This window comes from Paenibacillus glycanilyticus, from assembly GCF_030161375.1.
Taxonomy (GTDB): domain Bacteria; phylum Bacillota; class Bacilli; order Paenibacillales; family Paenibacillaceae; genus Pristimantibacillus; species Pristimantibacillus glycanilyticus_B.
In genome coordinates this window covers 37593-55485 of the sequence record NZ_BSSQ01000004.1, presented here as the reverse complement: position 1 = coordinate 55485, position 17893 = coordinate 37593, and the positions used below count along the sequence as shown (strand labels likewise).

Sequence of the window (17893 nt, the reverse complement as noted above, 5' to 3'; positions counted from 1 at the left end):
CATAGATTCGAATGAAGCAGGCCATAATTCCCCATACTACCTTAAGAAAATCCATCGGAGGAAATATATTCATGATCAAAATGTTGAGTCTTATACTTGTCATTCAGATTATATACGTGTCCGCCTTCACGGTTAGGATGATTCTGACTCTTAAGGGACAGAAGTACATCGCGGCTGTCATTAGCGTTGCAGAGATCATGATTTACGTCCTGGGATTAAATCTGGTTCTAAGCTATTTAAATCAAACCATTTATTTAATCGTTTATGCTTTGGGCTATGCGTTCGGAATACTTATCGGCTCCTGGATCGAAGAGAAAATCGCTCTGGGATACGTCACCTTGAAGGTCATAAGCATAGCTCCCGAAGCTCGTCTTCCCGAGCAGCTGCGCGAAAATGGATTTGGAGTGACCTCCTGGATCGGAAGCGGAAGAGACGGCAATCGGCTTGTGATGGAAATATTGGCCAAACGAAAACATCAGGATAAAGTTTATGATCTTGTGCTCAAGCTGGATCCGAAGGCATTCGTTATTACGGTTGAGCCAAAGAGATTTCACGGCGGGTTCTGGGCGAAAGCCATTAAGCGCGGATAACGCATCGTTTCAGGGATATGGCTATCTCCATATTGCAATGCCAGGCGGAAAACTCTCCGCCCATGTCCCCTTGTCGTACGTAAGCCGAATCGTGCCAACAGCCACCGTAAGTTCCAACTTGAATGAGGTCCATGCCGCTGGAATCCTTGGATGGAACCGAATCTCCGTCCATCCCGGCTTTGCGGGCTGAAGGCCGATAATCTCTTCGATCAGCAACGGGATCGGGGCACTAGCCCAAGCATGGCAGAGGCTTGTGTTCCATTTCTGCTCCTTCCCCCATGCTTCGAAACAAGCCGTTGCTCCTTCCTTCAACATGTTCCCCCACGAATGTTCGTCTTCCGAGGATAACAGTTCATAAATCAATTCATGCTGCCCCGCTCTGGCCAAAGCTTTCAATACAAAATAAGAAAAATAAACGCCGCAGGCAAACCGTTTCGCGCGGATGAGCTCCACAATAGTCGGAATCGCTTCCTCCGGAGCTAGCCCAAACAATAATGGGAGAACGTTAGAATGCAAAGCGTGGTGCAAGCTGTTCTCGCCATCGATGTACAGTTTGTTCTGCTCGTCGTAGAAGACGCGGTTGAATTAGCGGATCCGCTCGGCAAGCCTTGTATCCCGGTCAGGGAGGCCAAGGATCCGGCGGATTTCAGCCACGGTCTGCCGACAACCCATATAGTATGCATTCAAGACATTATGGCAGCCCGGTCCAATCGGAAGGGTCAGTTCAAAGTCATACTCATCCCTTAAATTTGCCGGCCAGTCCACCAGATTCCATTTGTCCTCCACGCGTTCCAGCAGCCCGTCTTCACGCTCGAATGTTTCAAAGTGGTTGAGCAGCCCTTCGGCATACGGATGCATCTCCCGCAGAAAATCAAGATCCCCGCTTTGGCGGTAGTATTCAAGGAGTTGCATCGGCCATTGCAGCGAAAAGTCGGCGATCTCCTGCATATAGTGACCGGGAACAACGGCCATCAGTCCCGGGCATATGGCCGAGCTTCTCGCAAACTCTTCGATCGCCTTCCGGACAAGCAGGCCATCGCCGCTGATCAGCATATGCGAATGGCCGATTACGGTATTGTCGCCAAGATACTGCCCCTTTTCCCGGCTTGGGCAATCTACGAAGTTTTCTTGGGCGCCGAGCTTAACGCCGGTTTTGCAAATATCGAATACCTTCGCTACCAATTCGTCGGAGCATTGAAATATACAGCTATTATCGTCCAAAGGATAATGACGAACGACAGCCGCGAACGATTCCGGCTCCATGACGCCTTCCGGCCCCAGTACTTCCACGTACCGAAAAGCTTTATAATCATAAGTCTCGAAGCGGTCTTCCCTACCCGATAAAATCCAGCGATCGCTATAATGGCAATTGCAGCGCATGTCATAACGAACGGCTTGATCGCCTGGCTGCAGCTCTTCTCCTGAGCGGATCTCAATCTCATCCCCCGCCGCGCCTTGGGCTATCATTGTGAACTGTCCGGTCAACTCGGTTCCGAAATCGATCAGATAATGCCCGGGACCAAGCTTGTCCACGGAAGCCGGTTTATTCGTATAAACCGAAAGCACGGGTGTCGGCTGCGGAACAAGATCATAGTCATGGATAGAAGCCACGTCCGCTTCCAACCAAGCCGAATCGTCATAACCGGCGGTCGTCCAGCCAACTTCCGCTTTTCTCGCATCCAAGCGCTCCGTAAATTGCGTCTCATAACCAAAGACGATGCCGGCTGTGTTCTCCTCCGCCCGTTTTACTTTCCAAGTACGGTCGCTTCTGACGATGAGTTTCTCGCCCGCCCATAATTCGGCAATCAGCCCCTGGCGATAATCAGCGCTATTATAAGCACGGTTACGCAACCCTTGATAATACACGTGGACAGCAATAACGTTTAGTCCGACTTGAAGGCGCTCCCGAATAGGTAGTCTATTGAAATAATAATGCGAAGAATCGCTTTGGGCCGGTCCTTGCGCGAGAAACGTCCCGTTCACATACACTTTGTAATAATCATCGGCTGTTAGGTCCAGCCAAGTAAAATCCGCTTCCAAGTCGGCTTCGCTAACCATAAACGTTGTGCGCGCATACCAGTGATGATGCAAGAGGTCCGTCCGATGCGGCTCAACCTCTTGCTTATCAAGCTCTTTATGATGGAAATTCAGTTTGGCGTGAGGAACGAAATCACTGTCCGTCAACCATTCGGCTTGCCACTCTTTGTTAATCTTAATCTTCTCCTTTCTATTATTGATGAACCTTCCGGTAATCGCCCGGCGTTGTTCCGATCATTTTTTTAAACGCGCGAATGAAAGACATTTGATGCAAATAGCCGACTTTCTCCGAAATTTCTTGGATCGGTAGCGTTGTATCTCTTAGCAGCCCTTTTGCGTGCTCCATGCGAACCTGGCATAGATAGACGACGAACTTCTCTCCGAACTCTTCCTTGAATAACGTGCTTAAGCTGGAAGAATTCATATGGAATTGGTCGCTTAAGCCGGAAAGCGATAGATCGGGATTGCTGAAATGTTCTTCGATATATGCCTTAACCTTCTGCACGACCCCATGATTCCCTTTGCTCTCGCGGATGGCTTCCATTCGCTTCGCGCAAGAGGAGAGCGTTTGCGAATAGAAATATTCGAGCTCCTCCAACGTTTCAAGCGAATCCATATGGGCATCCCAGGGCGTTCGAAACTCGCGAATCCACAATTCCTGATATTCAGGCGGCAGCTCCATCATCTCGCGATAGAAATAATAGTTCATGTAGCTCAAGATACCGCTAATTTCCTCTTTCGGCAGCATCAGCCGTTTTAACCCGTCAAACAATAACTTCAACTGCTCCTGCCAACCGTCATTGCCTACCCGGAACGCTTGAGCAATCGTCCGTACGTATTGCAAATAGACGTAGAGATCATCATGAGAAAGCAGCTCGATCTCCCAATGGCCAATTACCCGATTGCTGCCGAGGGCCGATTTGTAATCTAGCGCTCTTGCGGAAGAGTCGTAGGATCTTGAGATGGCAGTTGCTTCGGATACCGTATTTCCTAAGCCAATCGTCACCGTCAGCTTCAAATTATCCTGCATCCACTGACGAACCTGGTCGAACAGAACAAGCATCTGCGATTCGGCCGATGACTGGTGCTCGAATAATACGATGATGCATAGCCTATGATTCGTCACCCATTCCTGCCAAATTTTCAGTCCGCTTGCTTCCGCCGTCTCTTCGACGGCTTTTTTAAGAATATATTTGAACAGACCTTGGTCTTTGCGTGAATGCTGGCTAATAAACTCCATATATTTATCGATCTCTACAAGGCTGACCGATGCGCTGCTGAACGAACGGATTCCCATATTGCGAAGCTCCGCTTCCCACTCCGCCTGATCGACGGGACGACTGTCCTCGACCAGCTCTTGGAATAACAGCAGCCTTTTATACTTCTGATTTTCTTTGTTCTGGTTCTGATATTCCTCGCTGACCTCCATCATATTGCTTAGCGTGTTGTCAATATAACTTAACTCATCGACTGACGGGCCTTGAATCGGATTATCCTTATGCGTCTGATTATATTTCTGAATTCGGGTCATGATCGTTTCAATCGGCTTATAATTCCGGCGCGTAATATAGACCATCCAAGCAATGGCGATAAGCATGCCCAGAAAACCTACGATAAACCAACCGTTTGTCATATACACATAAAAATTCCCAAAGGCTTCCGTCTTTAAGCTGCTCGTATACGTCCAACCCGTGTATTTGGACACAAGGGTAATATCGCTAGCTTTCGCTGTACTCCCTGGTGCGGCGAACAGTTGGTTGCCATCCGTATCCGCGACCGTAATTTGATTCACTTCGGAATTGCCGTATTTCTCTAGAAACTCATGAATAGCGGACACTTTGATATTGATGACAAGGAGCGCAATGCCTTTGCTCTGAATAGGCACTCCGCTTGCGATGGAGATAACCTTATTCTCGGGAATCCCGTCCTTTATGGTGCGGTATACGCGGGGGACGCTCCATCCCTTCCGCGGGTTATTCAGATTGCTCTCGATAAACGGTTGATCGCCGAATTGATCGATATTCAGCTTCGTCTGATCGCTGACGATCGCTCCATCCCCTGCCCTGTAAATATAGACGGAATCAATCCACGCATTCGAAGTCGTCATGTTCTGAAGCAATTGGGAGAGTTCGATAATAAAGCTAGAATCGCTTTCCATCCCGGCATAACTCATAAACTTCATATTCCTCGTGATCGTTTCGTACATCATAATTTCAATCGAACGCAACGACATATCGATGCTGTTCTGGATGTTCTGCACGTATACGTTGCTCGACTTCAACGCTTCTTTCCTGGATAGATCGTTTAATTGGACAATTCCTATAAAAACAAACAAAAAGACGATCAATATGAGAACGGGCAAATAGGATAAAAGCATGCGATGAAACCATTTTTTTCTCATATTGAAGCCTCCTTATGCTGATCGTCGCATCGATTAGAATCTCTCATTGGAAATACGCTTCCCTCCGGAGCTGACTGGCAGCGGGAAGGAAGCGCGTAATAGATTATTTCGTTAGAAAGTTGTAGTAATCCTTCGTATAAATGACCTTATCTTTGTTGTCGACATAGGCTTGCTTGAAGAAGTCATCAATGGCTTTGCCGCCGCCCTTCTCCCAAGCATTCTGCGCTTCCTTCATCGCTTGGTCAACCGTGTAGCTTGATCCGCTTACGATCGCTTTTGTGTAAATATTCGTCAAGGTTGTTTTTAACGTGTTTTTGTTTACGGTCAAATCTTCAGGCAACGTAGTTGGCAGCACGACTTCGCTCGTAAGCGGGCGGTCTGCCGACAAATAAGCTGCACGGCCTTGCTCCACTAAACTTAAGTATTCCTTATCCAGTGGTTTCTCGGGATCAAGCTGGTTCGAATAATCCACGCATTTGCCCATCGTGCCAAGTTGAGACATCATCTGATAATCGCCGTTCCAGCTAAGCTCCTTCTTGTTCTTCTCCGGATCGATCGGTTTCGGGCAGCCGTCAGCGCCAATGGTATAGTTCTCGCCTTCAATGCCAAACATCAGCGTTTGTTGAACTTCCGGAGTCATGAGCCAATCGACGTATTGCACGACCGCCTCGACGTTTTTGGCCGTCGCGTTAATGCCTGCCGTAAATTGAGCAATCGGGTTAAGAGCAGGCGCGAATTGTCCGAATTCCGTTTGCGGAAGCGGCAGAATCGCAACTTCGGCATCCGGATTGTTTTTCTTGAAGGACTCGTAAGTGGTATATTGCGTTGCGCTTTCCAGACCTCCTGCGCCCCAGATGCCAAGCTTGCCGTTGATCCAATCTTGCTGCGCCTTCTGGCCGTTCTTATCCGCAAAAATATCTTTGTCTACCACGCCTGCGTCGTATAAAGCTTTCTTGAATGCCAGATCGGCCGTAGGACGGTCCCATGTTCTTTCGTATTGATCGTTACTGAGATGATAGGAGCTGATCATGGACATTGGCAGCAGCTCATCGCTTGCTTGACCAAGCTGGAAGAAAAAGTCGACATCATGGAAGGTTGTTCCGAGCGTATCTTTCTTGCCGTTGCCGTCCGGATCCTGTTCCGTGAAAGCTTTAGCGACTGCCAAATAGTCTTCGGCTGTTTTTGGCATTTGCAGGTTCAGCTTATCCAGCCAATCCTTGCGGATCATGATGAATTGGTTCGTCGTAAACGGCATCGATCTGCCAAAGAAGTACGTTTCTCCGTTAAAGTTGGTCAACTTCTGAAGAATCTCATTGCCCTCGATCATGGTTTTGTAGTTCGTGGAGTATTTGCTTATCGCTTCATCAAGAGGAATAAGCTGGCCTTTGGACGCCAATTCCTTCATATAAGGATTCGAAAACTCCATTACGAGATCAGGCGCTTCGCCGGAAGCAAACAACACGTTCCACTTTTCAATAGAGTTGTTGCGAGGAACCGGAACGAATTCCACTTGGACCGGCGCATGTTCATTAATCCATTTCGTCCAGCGATTGTCCGTATACGTTCCTTCGCCTTCGGGGATCGCATTCCGGTCATAGATAGACACCGTAATTTTGGGTTTGGCGCCAGTCGGCTTTTCGCTTGGCGCGGCCGAATCGCTTGGCGATGCCGCGTTGTTGCTTGGCGCAGCCGTTGACGCTGCTGTATTGTTATCTTTTGAAGAGCAAGCTGCAAGCATTGCACTACTCGTTAATAGCATCGCTAACGTAATGGTTGTGGCTTTCATTTTTTTGTTGTTTTTCATTTGAACATGTCACCCCTTGTTTTAATGTAACCGCTATCAAATTATTGCGCTAGCATAATTTCAGGGACGTGATAGACCACCTCCTCCAAAGAATGTTTACACACTATTTCGAATTAACCTTTTACCGCTCCTATCATGGCACCTTTGACAAAATACTTCTGCAGGAACGGATAGAGCACAAGCATCGGCAACGTCATGACGATTACTCCGGCTGCCTTCACGCCTTCCGGCGTCAGCTTTGCCGCCATTTCAGGCTGCGTATTGGCCATTTCCTGCATAAAGCTCTGGTTCTGGATCAGCTGCTGGACCAATACCGTCAGATTCTGCCGGTTCGTATCGTTGATGTAAATCAACACATTCATGAAGGCATTCCAATGGGTTACCCCGTAGAAGAGAGAGATCGCTGCGATGACCGGGCCGGAGAGCGGCAGTATAATTTGCGATAGCAACCGCCACTCTGAACTCCCGTCGATACGAGCCGCTTCCTCTAGCTCCTCCGGCAATCCTTCGAAGAAGCTCCTCAGTATCATCAGATTCCAGACGCTAACGAGGCCAGGAAGCCATAAAGCGCCATACGAATTAAGGAGACCAAGGCTCTTAAGCAGCAAGTAGTTGGGAATCAGTCCCGCAGTAAAAAGCATCGTGAACACGACCGCCAGCGAATAGAATCTTCGTCCAATGAAATACCGCTTGGATAGCGGGTACGCTGCAAGCACCGTAAATAGGACATTCAGCGCCGTCCCCACTACCGTTATAATTAGGCTGTTCCTAAAGGCTTTGAATATAGGCGTCTCGTCAAACAACGCCGAGTAACCCGAACTATCGAAATTGACAGGCCAGAGGCTTACCGCGCCTGATGCTATGGCATGTTTATCGCTGAAGGACATCGCCAGTACATGCACCAATGGAAGCACGCAAGTTAAACCAATCAGGAGCAAAACGAAATAATTGATCCCGTAAAAAATTTTCTCCCCCTTAGTACTGTTCATGTGATCCTCCCTTTCTCCGAAATTACCACAGTCCTTGACCAAATCGGCGAGCGATCGAATTAGCTGTCAACACAAGCACAAGCCCTACGATCGATTCAAACAAACCCATCGCGGTAGCGAGACTGAAATTAGCTTGCTGAATGCCGATTTTGTACATGAAGGTGCTGATCACTTCCGCTACATTGGATACCGCGTCATTCTGAAGCACAAATACTTGGTCGAAGCCGAGTTCCATCAAATGGCCGATTTTCAGGATCAACATAATAATGACCGTAGGCATGATGGCTGGTATCGTAATTCTAATCGTCTGCTGCCATTTGTTCGCTCCGTCAATGCTGGCTGCTTCATATAAGCTTTGATCGATGGTTGTAAGGGCCGCCAAATAAATAATCGCGCTCCAGCCCGCTTCCTTCCATACGCCGGACGCGATAAAGATCGAAGTCCAAGACGTTTCATTATATAAGAAGGGAAATGTGCTCCCTGTTAACCATTTCACGACATGATTGATAACGCCGGTTTCATTCTGGGAAAATACGGTAACGACAATCCCCCCGACGATCACCCAGTTAAGAAAATGGGGAAGGTAAACAAACGTTTGAATAAACCGTTTGAATATCATTTTCCTTACTTCGTTCAGAAGCAAAGCAAGGATAATCGGAAGCGGAAAACCAATCAGAATGCTTAGCCCGCTTAGTTTGAACGTGTTCCAAATAATCTTTATCATTTGATCGTTGTTGAAGATCATTTGGAAGCTGTGAAGTCCTGCCGAGGGACTGCCCCAGATTCCTTTCAAGAAGCTGTACTTCTTGAAGGCAATGACGAGCCCTGTCATCGGGTAATACTTGAACACTAGGAAAAAAATCATGATGGGCAAAAACATGAGATATAAGGGAACATTCTGCTTCAGAACCCGCTTTCCATATTTCCTAACTAACCAATTTGATCTCGTTCTCGCTTGCTCTTGAGACGGATTGGTTATCGCGGATGCCGGAGGTGGGAGCGCCTTGCTCATCGTTGTCACTTCCTCGCTCTGTGATTTGAGGTCATCGTACTTGACTGAAGAGCGACTGCACAATATACATGATTTCGATCAGTTAACAGGCTTGTGCAGCGCGGTTATTCGGATAGCAATATACATTTTTTGGCCCGATTATCATGTACTTTCCCAGAAGGAACAATAACCCCTCAGCTTGGCCAGCGCCTCCATATAATAATAATCGCCGTAGATCAATGGCTTGTTGATGTTCTGGGTACCCGGGAGATTGCCCGTGCCGGCTAATAAGATGGCTTCATCCATATCGTCCGCCCGGTAGTTGTCCGTTAGCGACCTCAATATGGAGAGAGCATGTTCTTTATATAAGATTGCTTTCTCTCCTTCGGATGCTGCGGCAATATTAAGCAATCCGCTTGCCGCGATCGCTGCCGCGCTTGAATCCTTGGGTGCTGACTCCAAGGAAGGCAACCGGAAGTCCCAATACGGCACCCGATCCTCGGGCAAATGAGTCATGAAGAAGCCGGCTGCTCGTTCGGCGGCCTCTAGGAATAGCTGCCGCCCGGTATGCTGATAGCTCAGTACCGATCCATAGATTGCCCATGCAGTCCCCCGCGCCCAAGCGGATTGCTCGGAGTAGCCTTGCCCGCCAAGTGCTCCCACTCGTTCACCGGTTACCGGATCAAAACATACGACGTGATAGGCTGAACCATCCTCTCGGATGAAATGCTTCACCGCCGTCTCTGCATGAGCTTCCGCGATCTGCTTGAACCGGGGGTCGCCGGTTTGCTTCGAAGCCCAGTACAGCAGGGGTAAATTCATCATGCAGTCGATAATCGCCCATCCGATCCGTTCCGGATTATTCCAAGCTCGAATAAAGCTGCCCTTCAGATTAAATCTTCCCGCCAAGTGGCTTGCTATCGTTAACGCTCTACGCCTGGAAGACTCGTTTCTCGTAATATGCCAATTCGCAATGGAAGTCAGCGTCCACATAAAGCCCATATCGTGATCCAACGGCTCAAAGGCATGAAGCACTTCATCCAATTGTTCTTCGCAGCTTTTGGCTAATTTGCGTAAACGTTCGTCCCCCTCATCCTGATTAACGAGCCATAACAATCCCGGCCAGAAGCCGGCCGTCCAGTAATGAGGAGGCATCAATTGAAATTGCCCGTTAGGGGAACCGTGCGGGAACCTCGCCCCAACCCGCAAGCTGGTGTTTTTAATTTTAGCGGAGCCACGCTCCCATGCTTCCCGAATCCATTGTTCATTGCTCAATCCCCATCACTCCCGTCTCAAATTCTGAGCGTAGCATATAGCAAGCAGAGACTATTGATCAATATACTTGTTTTCGGGCAGTTAACATGGAAGAACCCCTTCAGATCTGAAGGGGTTGCGTATATAATTAGTATTGACTGCGACCGATTGGAGTGAAAGAAATGCTGGATTCATTTACAAAAAAGAGAATAGAAAAAATTCTTCAAATATATATCGACAATAAGATCCCCCCGGAGCTTCGGAATGATATTCAAATCCTATATAAATTCAGAGCCAACACCGTTACATTAAGTCAAGAAAGACCAGGGTATATGGGAGGACGATTCGAGTATCCGATAGCCCAGCTCAGATTAGAAGATACGTATTGGAAAGTGTATTGGATGGATAGCAAGAAAAAATGGCATTTTATTGACGATATAGAACCGCACGGGAATTTTGAAACGCAATTAATGAAAATCGACCAAAGCGATATGTTTTGGTATTAACCAGCCTGGATCGGAAAGAGCCAGCCCTTCATTAGGACTGGCTCTTTGGGCTTTTCTCATTATTTTATTATAACCTCGTAATAGGCGCCCTGAAGCATAGTTGACTTTGTCAAATAACATTGTTATATTACTTTTTGAACTAGTTGACTAAGTCAAGTAAATATACATAAGCAAGGGGGTCCTTCGCATGACTGCAGAGTTATCCATCATCCAGCGGATTCGTAAATTCAACCGATTTTATACAAAGATTCTAGGATTACTTGATAAACACCTATTAGATAGTGATTATTCGCTTTCGGAAGTACGCGTGTTATTTGAAATAGGAAATACGGAACAGGTTACCGCAAAAATGCTTACCGATCAGCTAAGAATGGACGCGGGTTACTTAAGCCGGATTCTGAAGCGCTTCGATAAGCTTGGCTTCACCTACCGGGTACAATCGGGGGAGGACGGCAGGTCTTCCTTCCTTCACTTAACCAAGCTTGGCGAGGAAACCTTATCCTCGATGAACGCGTTATCTAATGATCAGATCCGTTCTATGGTCAGCGGATTGTCGAAGCAAACGAAGAACCAAATTGCCAAAAGCATGACAACCATCGAAAACGCTCTGTCTGATCAATCCGCTGAGCTATCGATCCGGACCGACCTGCAACCGGGAGATGCCGGCATGCTCATTCACATGCATGGATGGATCTATGCGCGGGACTGCGGCTATAATCATGTTTTCGAGGGATACGTATGCAAGACGTTCTACGATTTTCTGCTATCCTACAACCCGGACAAGGAACGGATCTGGATTGCGGAAGTAAACGGTGAAATCGTTGGCAGCATTGCGATTGTTCATCAATCTGACGGAACGGGCCAGCTCAGGTGGTTTATCCTTCATCCGGACTATCGAAGCATGGGAATTGGAAAAAAACTATTCAACGAAGCCATTCATTTCAGCAAAGAAAAAGGCTTCACAAGTCTATTCTTAGAGACGACTGACGATCAGGAAACGGCCATTGGCATGTATAAGAAAGCAGGCTTCAAGAAGATCTCGGAACAAGAAAATAACGCATGGGGCAAACGCCACATGGAACAAACTTATGAGCTTCAGCTATAGCTCTATACTCCAAGATCGGGAGGTAGATTGGTTATGAGCAATGAAATCTCCTTTATCCGAATTAATGCTGTCGCGAAATATAATCGACATGATGCTATAGATGATGCTAAACAAATCATCACGACAAGTGGCGGTTGGGTTACGGATTATCGGATGTTTTCCAATCGCTCCTTATGCATTCAATTTGAAATCGAATGGGAAGATGCCTTCCGCCTGTATTCTGCTATTCAACTAACGCCGATGAAGCTTACAGAAGAGACTCAAACTTTGCTGGAACAACTGGCTAACCAGACAAACAACTCGGCATCCAGCTCAAAAAAAGATATCCGCGGGACGTTACAAGTCACCATGATCCATGATGAACCGGATATGATTATCGAAGTACCTCCGCTGGAATTATAAGAAGCGAGTAACGCAGCAGGCTAATCCTGCTACGCTACTCGCTTCTTTTTGAAACCCTATTTCACTATAACGGTCATAATCGAGCTTTCCGTTACGCCAGAATCGTTTACGAGCTCCGCGCGGTACTCGTAAGTACCTGCTGCGCGTCCCGAAATTACCGTTTCTGCAGTTTGAGCATTAGGCGTGTTAGAGTTCAACGATTGAGTATCGATAATTACGCCATTCTCATAGAGTTTATACGCGGTAGCGTTAGTGCCCCACCACATGTTCATGGTCACCTTGTAATCTCCATTGTTGTCCCAGTTATCGTTCGAGAGTACCGGCTTGCCAGGTGCTGCGTCCTTGACCGTAACCGTGAGCGGAGAGCAATTCGTTGTGCCGAACGAATTAATTAGTTCACAGGTATAGACGTACGTACCGTTCGGCTTGCCATTAACCTGGGTCATTACGCTCTGTTTGGATGGCGAGTTATCAACCAGCTTCTTGCTGGAGATCAGCACGCCGTTCTCGTACAGCTTGTAAGACGTACCGTTATTCCCGTACCACATGTTCATCGTAATGCTGTAGCTGCCGTCGAGTAGACCGGTATCATAGCCGTTGTCACTCGACAGAACCGGAGTTCCGGGCACGCCTGTAGCATCGTCTTCCAGAGTCACATAGGACGATAATGGGATTCGAAGCTGCTGCACCAATCTTGCCACCATCTCAGACACTTTGACAGCGCCGTTCATTTGCAAATGCGTATTATCTTCTTTCCCATCCACCCATAGGAAGATATCCTTGGTGCCTTCCGTGCCAAGCTCTTGGAAATATTCCCAGCTTGCTTGGTTCAAATCAACAAGAAGCGTATCTGTAGCTACTGCTGTCTCTTTCATCGCTTGCACATACTCCGGGAAGCTCTTGTTCAGAACATCGCCTGTAAAGTCGCGACGGTTAACCGGGGTGACTAGCACGGGGATTGCCCCTCGCTGCTTAGCTCCATCGATATATTCCGTCAAATATACTTTGAATTGCTCTGGGGTCAAGTAGCGCTCTGGACGGGAAGGCGTGGAATCATTATGCGACCATTGCATGAACAAATAATCGCCTTTGCGCACATCCAGCAAAATATCGTTCAGATAGCCGCCAACCAGGAACGTTTTGCTGCTTAGCCCGCCTACCGCACGATTGTCGATGCTCACTTGATCAAGATCGAAATATTGACCCAATGTCTCGCCCCAGCCGGCTTGCGGACGGTACCCCTCCTCATAATTGGCAACTGTCGAATCGCTTGCTAAGTAAATAACTGGCTTATTTCCCTCGCTTTTGTCAGGAAGACGTTCGATCCTCAAAGCATTAAGCTTAGGTGTATTGCCCGTAAATTCGAAGTTAAATACGCCGTCAATTAGAGCGATATCATACGTAAATTCGGTATAATTTCCTTTCGCTACAGTCGTGACTGGCACCTTGGCCATTTGTTCTACCGTAACGCCAAGATTCGTGGCTTCCTGCGAATCGCCGGCAGTCATTGTCACGCGATAATTGGCTGGCACCATTTCTACCAAGAAGGAAGTTCCGTTCATGCGGGTAAAGTCCTCCGTCAAGGCATTCCCCGTTCCCCGGTTTACTGCTTCTACCAGACTGGTATCCGCGAATCCGAAGCCGTTGCCTTCAATATAAGCTCTGTCCGCATCAACCGAAGTATAACCTTCAGCTGCGCCGCCATTGCCAAAATCAAATTTGTATACGTCGATCTGGCCTTTTGGCTTGCTTGTCAAAGACTGTACAGCCACATTCAGCATGTTGAATACATGGTTGACCTGAGCTTGCGTCGCCTCTGTACCAATGATTTGTTCCACGGCAGCCAGAGCACGATGGAGCACTTCAACAGATTCCGCCGTGTAACCGGACAAGTCCTTCGCCTTCACTTCATCATACAGAGCGACCAATGCCGTCTGGTCACCGGCTGATGGCGGAAGCGTCTTGCCTTCAATCTGTACATTGTCGATCTGAGTCGTCCAAGCAAGCGTGCCGCCTCCGCCTTTTCTAGTACCGAGGAACCGCATGGCTCTTACGTTGTTCGCATAAGCAGTTCCGGCGCTCATCGCGATTCCCTCGATCGTTTGCGTCACCTTGCTATCCGCAAGACTAGTCAAGGTCAAATCTATCTTTTTGTCTACGAAGTTGATTGTCGCATCTACATGAACCCATTGGTTCTTCGTTAGGTTAGTGAATACCCCGCTTGGCAATGTGGTCGTTCCCGTTCCGTAATCAGGCGCATAATAGCCCGGGAAATAACCGATTTTCGTATTTGTGCCGCTTGTTGTGTACAGTGTCAGAATCAAGTTTTCATTCGCATCCATGAGCGACAGATGCCCCTCGGACGGGGAGGCACCTACGTTACCCGCATTCCAGTCAAAGTTAACGTTGACGATATCTCCTGCAATCGAGTCGAAAATTCGGAACGTCTTCGCACGATTCCCGGATCCTGAGCCAACCACGTTCATAAGCTTATTGCCACTCTGCTCGATGACGGTTCCCGTCATGGTGCCTGCAATGCCAGTCGCATTCACCATGGCATACTGAATGGCTGCAGGGTCGCCTTCGAAGTCTTCCGTATACTTCATATTCTCGGGCTCTGGCTCAGGCTCCGGAAGATCCGGGTCAATGACAAACGGTGAAATCCCAAGCCCCATTTCTTTGACCGCTCCCGCAACTAAGCCGGCAATCACTTGCGCGCCGTAATCGCTGAAATGCGTATTGTCGCTTACGCCATCCGGATACTTCGGATATTGACCTGGATTGGCATACAGGAACAGCTTCTCCGTAGCGGCCATGCCAACTTTGTTGTATTGCGCGATGCTTAGCTGGCTGAGATCAATGAATGCTACGCCAAGCTCCTGCGCAACTTCCTTGCTCGCCTGCACATACTCAGGGAAGCTTACGTTAAATTCCTGCGTAATCAGGTTGAAATCTCTACGGCCTACAGGTGACAGCAATACTGGCGTTGCGCCACGCTGCTTTGCTCCATTTACATAACGAGCCAAGTAGGTTTTGTAATCTGCCGGTGATGCATACCGGTCCGGAATGCCTATGCTCGCATCGTTGTGTCCAAATGAAATGAAGAAGAAATCGCCAGGCTTAATATCACGCAAAACCGTATCCAATCGGCCGTCAACCAGGAAGGATTTACTGCTTCGACCGCCGATCGATTGATTCTCAACGACAACATTCCCTGCAAAATAGCGTCCGAACTGCTCACCCCAGCCCTGTTGCGGAGCTTGCGACGAGCTATAGGATTGCATCGTTGAATCGCCTGCCATATAGACGGTAGTCGAAGTACCAGCGGATTTAGGCGCATATTTCTCGATGATAATCTCTTGGACGTCAATCGCCGTTCCCGTAAAGACGAATTCAAGCTGACCGTCTACAAGCGCAATGTCATAGGAGTAGGTTAACGGCTTCCCTGCCGCCACATTCGCAACGGCTAGCTTTTGCACGTATTCAGAGTTCACGCCGACATTAGAAACATTCGTATCGCTTCCTAGCTTGAGTGTAACTTTATAGTTGGCATTCGGAAGATCTACGGCGAATTTGGCGTTATCAGGCAACACGACCCGATCAGGCTCCACCGTAATTCCCTCAGCATTGGCGAAGCCGTAACCCGCTTCCTTTGAATAAGGCGTAGCCTGAATCGAAGTTGTCTGCTCAGAGGTTGCCGTACCGAAATCAAAGTGATATACAGGCTCAGGCGTTTCCGGGCCTCCAGTAAGCCGGATATTCGCTTTCGGGAATTCCGTCGACTCTGAACCCAGATAGAATGAGGTGTGCGGCGGCTGGTTATAGCCCGTATTCTGCCAAGCGATCCCAAGTCTGTAGACAGGGTCCTGCATTAAGGTAGGAATACGATAGTCGGAAGGAATCGTAGTTGTATACAGCCGATACTCCGAGCTGTCTTCGCTGCGCAGCAGGAGCTCCTCCCTCCAATCCCCCAATAGATCAGCTTGGAGAGCCGGATTTCCTTTTGTATGGTTGTTAGTTAGAGCGCCTGTTGCTCTAAAGATTTCATTCAGCTTTTTATTCTGATAGTCCCATTTGTATACAACAGGAATACCTTTGGCCGTGCTGTTGTCCCACACATGGTCAAACAGCTCGCGGCTAAGATCACCGTCCCACCAAATTCCAAAGTCCGTGCTTTTGGGAGCCTCATCCGCTGTATAAATGACTTCGCCTGTTGATGAATACACTTTGGTCTCCGGCGTCATCATGCCATCAACGATCCCCGAGGCCCATGACTCATAACCTGGATAATTGGGATCAATATCGGCCGACATCCCCCGTCCGGTATCTTTCCCCGTATACTCGCCCCAAATAATATCGCCTGTTGCCGCATCGCGCATTTCAATGCCGTATTCCGCATCCGTATGTTCATGTACGCTTAACACTTGATAACCTTCCCGGTTCGGATCCAGCTTGCCGGCATGCATCGCATCGCCATGCCCAAGTCCGGTGCTATACATTAACGTTCCGTTGTCATCGATGGCTAACGCACCAAACATAATCTCATCTTTGCCGTCGGAATCGACATCGAGGACGCTTAGTCCGTGGTTGCCTTGTCCTTCGTACTGTGAACCTGCCTCCTTGGTATCGAATACCCAGCGCTTCACTAGCGCTCCGCCAACGTAATCATAAGCAACAACTACCGTCCGCGTATAATAGCCTCGGCTTACAATTACGCTAGGAGTCTCGCCATCGAGATAAGCAATTGCCGATAGGAACCTGTCCACCCTGTTGCCATACGTATCGCCCCAATCGCCTACATTTCCGCGCGGAGGCTCATAATTAACGGTAGATTTTGCTTCGCCCGTGAGGCCGTCGAATAGGGTCAAATACTCGGGTCCGGTCAAAATATATCCGCTGTCGTTACGGTAATCCTTGGTACCATCTCCGATCACGTTGCCTTTGCCGTCTTTTGTGCCATCTGCCGTTTTTACGACAACCTCTGCTTTTCCATTCCCATCCATGTCATAGGCCATAAATTGCGTGTAATGGGCGCCCGCGCGGATATTTACCCCTAGATCAATGCGCCACAGCTTGCTGCCATCCATCTCTATGGCATCCATATAGACGTTCCCTGTATAACCTGCTTGCGAATTGTCTTTCGCATTTGTTGGATTCCATAAGAATACAATCTCGTACGCCCCGTCGCCATCCAAATCCGCGACCGATGCATCACTAGCCGTATAAGAGTAGGTGCCGCCATCCTTCGTTCTGCCATCCGCCGGTTTATCTAGCGGAATGGGCAAATAATTGTTATGCCACACCGATACCGTTCCGGATTGCATCTCTTCCTTGCCGTCAATAAGAGTAGAAATTTGATATTGTGAGCTATCCGCGCCGGTCGCGTCCACATAATTCGTAACATCGGCAATTGGCGTTGCGTTTACCTTAGTTCCGTTTTTGTACACGTTGAAAGCGATAACATCCGGATCCGTATTCAAATACCTCCAACTCAAAAAGACGCCGGTGTCCGTCAATACCGCGACCAAACCTCTGTCCAAATATTCGGCTTGGCGAGGGGCGAACTCACTAGCGGTCACCGGCGTTGCCGCATAGCTCGGAACAGGCGAAATAACCGGAGCCAATGTCATAACCGCCGCTAATAAAGAGACTGCTGCTTTTAGAGATACCTTTTTAAATCCCATCGAATCAATTTCCTCCTCTTAATGATTATTGTGGAATCTGCCTTCCCAAAACAAATGAAGCGCTTACAATGCTGCGTGCCATCATCATCTCCAACACAAACTTGTTCCTTAACGTCCACTTAAAATGAAT

General features: G+C 48.2%; 10 protein-coding genes and 1 pseudogene. 4 read left to right on the top strand and 7 right to left on the bottom strand.

Features of this window, described 5'->3' with window-relative positions; genetic code table 11:
* Positions 1–71 precede the first annotated feature (71 nt).
* Positions 72–590 (top strand): DUF2179 domain-containing protein, encoded by a 519-nt coding sequence (locus QQK89_RS04920; protein ID WP_284237351.1) that lies wholly within the window; start codon positions 72–74, stop codon positions 588–590.
* A 21-nt stretch (positions 591–611) separates the two neighbouring features.
* Here the strand turns inward: QQK89_RS04920 and QQK89_RS04915 are convergent.
* The 6 genes and pseudogenes from QQK89_RS04915 to QQK89_RS04890 form a co-directional block, all read right to left on the bottom strand.
* Positions 612–2648: pseudogene (locus QQK89_RS04915) on the bottom strand (family 78 glycoside hydrolase catalytic domain).
* Positions 2649–2820: 172 nt separating this feature from the next.
* Positions 2821–5028 (bottom strand): helix-turn-helix domain-containing protein, encoded by a 2208-nt coding sequence (locus QQK89_RS04910; protein ID WP_284237350.1) that lies wholly within the window; start codon positions 5026–5028, stop codon positions 2821–2823.
* A gap of 103 nt (positions 5029–5131) precedes the next feature.
* Positions 5132–6832 carry an extracellular solute-binding protein gene (locus tag QQK89_RS04905; protein WP_284237349.1) on the bottom strand — a complete coding sequence of 567 codons (1701 nt, stop codon included), beginning with the start codon at positions 6830–6832 and terminating at the stop codon, positions 5132–5134.
* 113 nt (positions 6833–6945) lie between these two features.
* Positions 6946–7821 carry a carbohydrate ABC transporter permease gene (locus QQK89_RS04900; RefSeq protein ID WP_284237348.1) on the bottom strand — a complete coding sequence of 292 codons (876 nt, stop codon included), beginning with the start codon at positions 7819–7821 and terminating at the stop codon, positions 6946–6948.
* Between the two features lie 22 nt (positions 7822–7843).
* Entirely contained in the window at positions 7844–8833 is a 990-nt protein-coding gene (locus QQK89_RS04895) for an ABC transporter permease (protein WP_284237347.1), read from the bottom strand.
* Between the two features lie 141 nt (positions 8834–8974).
* Positions 8975–10087, bottom strand: coding sequence for a glycoside hydrolase family 88 protein (locus QQK89_RS04890; RefSeq protein ID WP_284237346.1), 1113 nt, complete (start codon positions 10085–10087; stop codon positions 8975–8977).
* A 161-nt stretch (positions 10088–10248) separates the two neighbouring features.
* Between QQK89_RS04890 and QQK89_RS04885 the strand changes: the two genes are divergently transcribed.
* From QQK89_RS04885 to QQK89_RS04875, 3 genes are all read left to right on the top strand, one after another.
* A complete protein-coding gene (locus QQK89_RS04885) occupies positions 10249–10572 on the top strand; it encodes a DUF3024 domain-containing protein (protein WP_284237344.1) in 324 nt (107 codons plus the stop codon).
* A 187-nt stretch (positions 10573–10759) separates the two neighbouring features.
* Positions 10760–11677 carry a bifunctional helix-turn-helix transcriptional regulator/GNAT family N-acetyltransferase gene (locus QQK89_RS04880; protein ID WP_284237342.1) on the top strand — a complete coding sequence of 306 codons (918 nt, stop codon included), beginning with the start codon at positions 10760–10762 and terminating at the stop codon, positions 11675–11677.
* A gap of 33 nt (positions 11678–11710) precedes the next feature.
* The gene (locus QQK89_RS04875; protein WP_284237341.1) at positions 11711–12079 is read left to right on the top strand and encodes a hypothetical protein; all 369 of its coding nucleotides are present in this window, start codon (positions 11711–11713) and stop codon (positions 12077–12079) included.
* A gap of 56 nt (positions 12080–12135) precedes the next feature.
* Here QQK89_RS04875 and QQK89_RS04870 read toward each other — a convergent pair whose 3' ends face one another.
* Positions 12136–17763 (bottom strand): GDSL-type esterase/lipase family protein, encoded by a 5628-nt coding sequence (locus QQK89_RS04870; RefSeq protein WP_284237340.1) that lies wholly within the window; start codon positions 17761–17763, stop codon positions 12136–12138.
* Positions 17764–17893 lie beyond the last annotated feature (130 nt).

What these genes read in the sequence shown, in the direction of transcription:
- QQK89_RS04920 (WP_284237351.1), top strand. Translation starts at nt 72, where the DNA reads ATGATCAAAATGTTGAGTCTTATACTTGTCATTCAGATTATATACGTG.
- QQK89_RS04910 (WP_284237350.1), bottom strand. Translation starts at nt 5,028, where the DNA reads ATGAGAAAAAAATGGTTTCATCGCATGCTTTTATCCTATTTGCCCGTT.
- QQK89_RS04905 (WP_284237349.1), bottom strand. Translation starts at nt 6,832, where the DNA reads ATGAAAAACAACAAAAAAATGAAAGCCACAACCATTACGTTAGCGATG.
- QQK89_RS04900 (WP_284237348.1), bottom strand. Translation starts at nt 7,821, where the DNA reads ATGAACAGTACTAAGGGGGAGAAAATTTTTTACGGGATCAATTATTTC.
- QQK89_RS04895 (WP_284237347.1), bottom strand. Translation starts at nt 8,833, where the DNA reads ATGAGCAAGGCGCTCCCACCTCCGGCATCCGCGATAACCAATCCGTCT.
- QQK89_RS04885 (WP_284237344.1), top strand. Translation starts at nt 10,249, where the DNA reads ATGCTGGATTCATTTACAAAAAAGAGAATAGAAAAAATTCTTCAAATA.
- QQK89_RS04880 (WP_284237342.1), top strand. Translation starts at nt 10,760, where the DNA reads ATGACTGCAGAGTTATCCATCATCCAGCGGATTCGTAAATTCAACCGA.
- QQK89_RS04875 (WP_284237341.1), top strand. Translation starts at nt 11,711, where the DNA reads ATGAGCAATGAAATCTCCTTTATCCGAATTAATGCTGTCGCGAAATAT.
- QQK89_RS04870 (WP_284237340.1), bottom strand. Translation starts at nt 17,763, where the DNA reads ATGGGATTTAAAAAGGTATCTCTAAAAGCAGCAGTCTCTTTATTAGCG.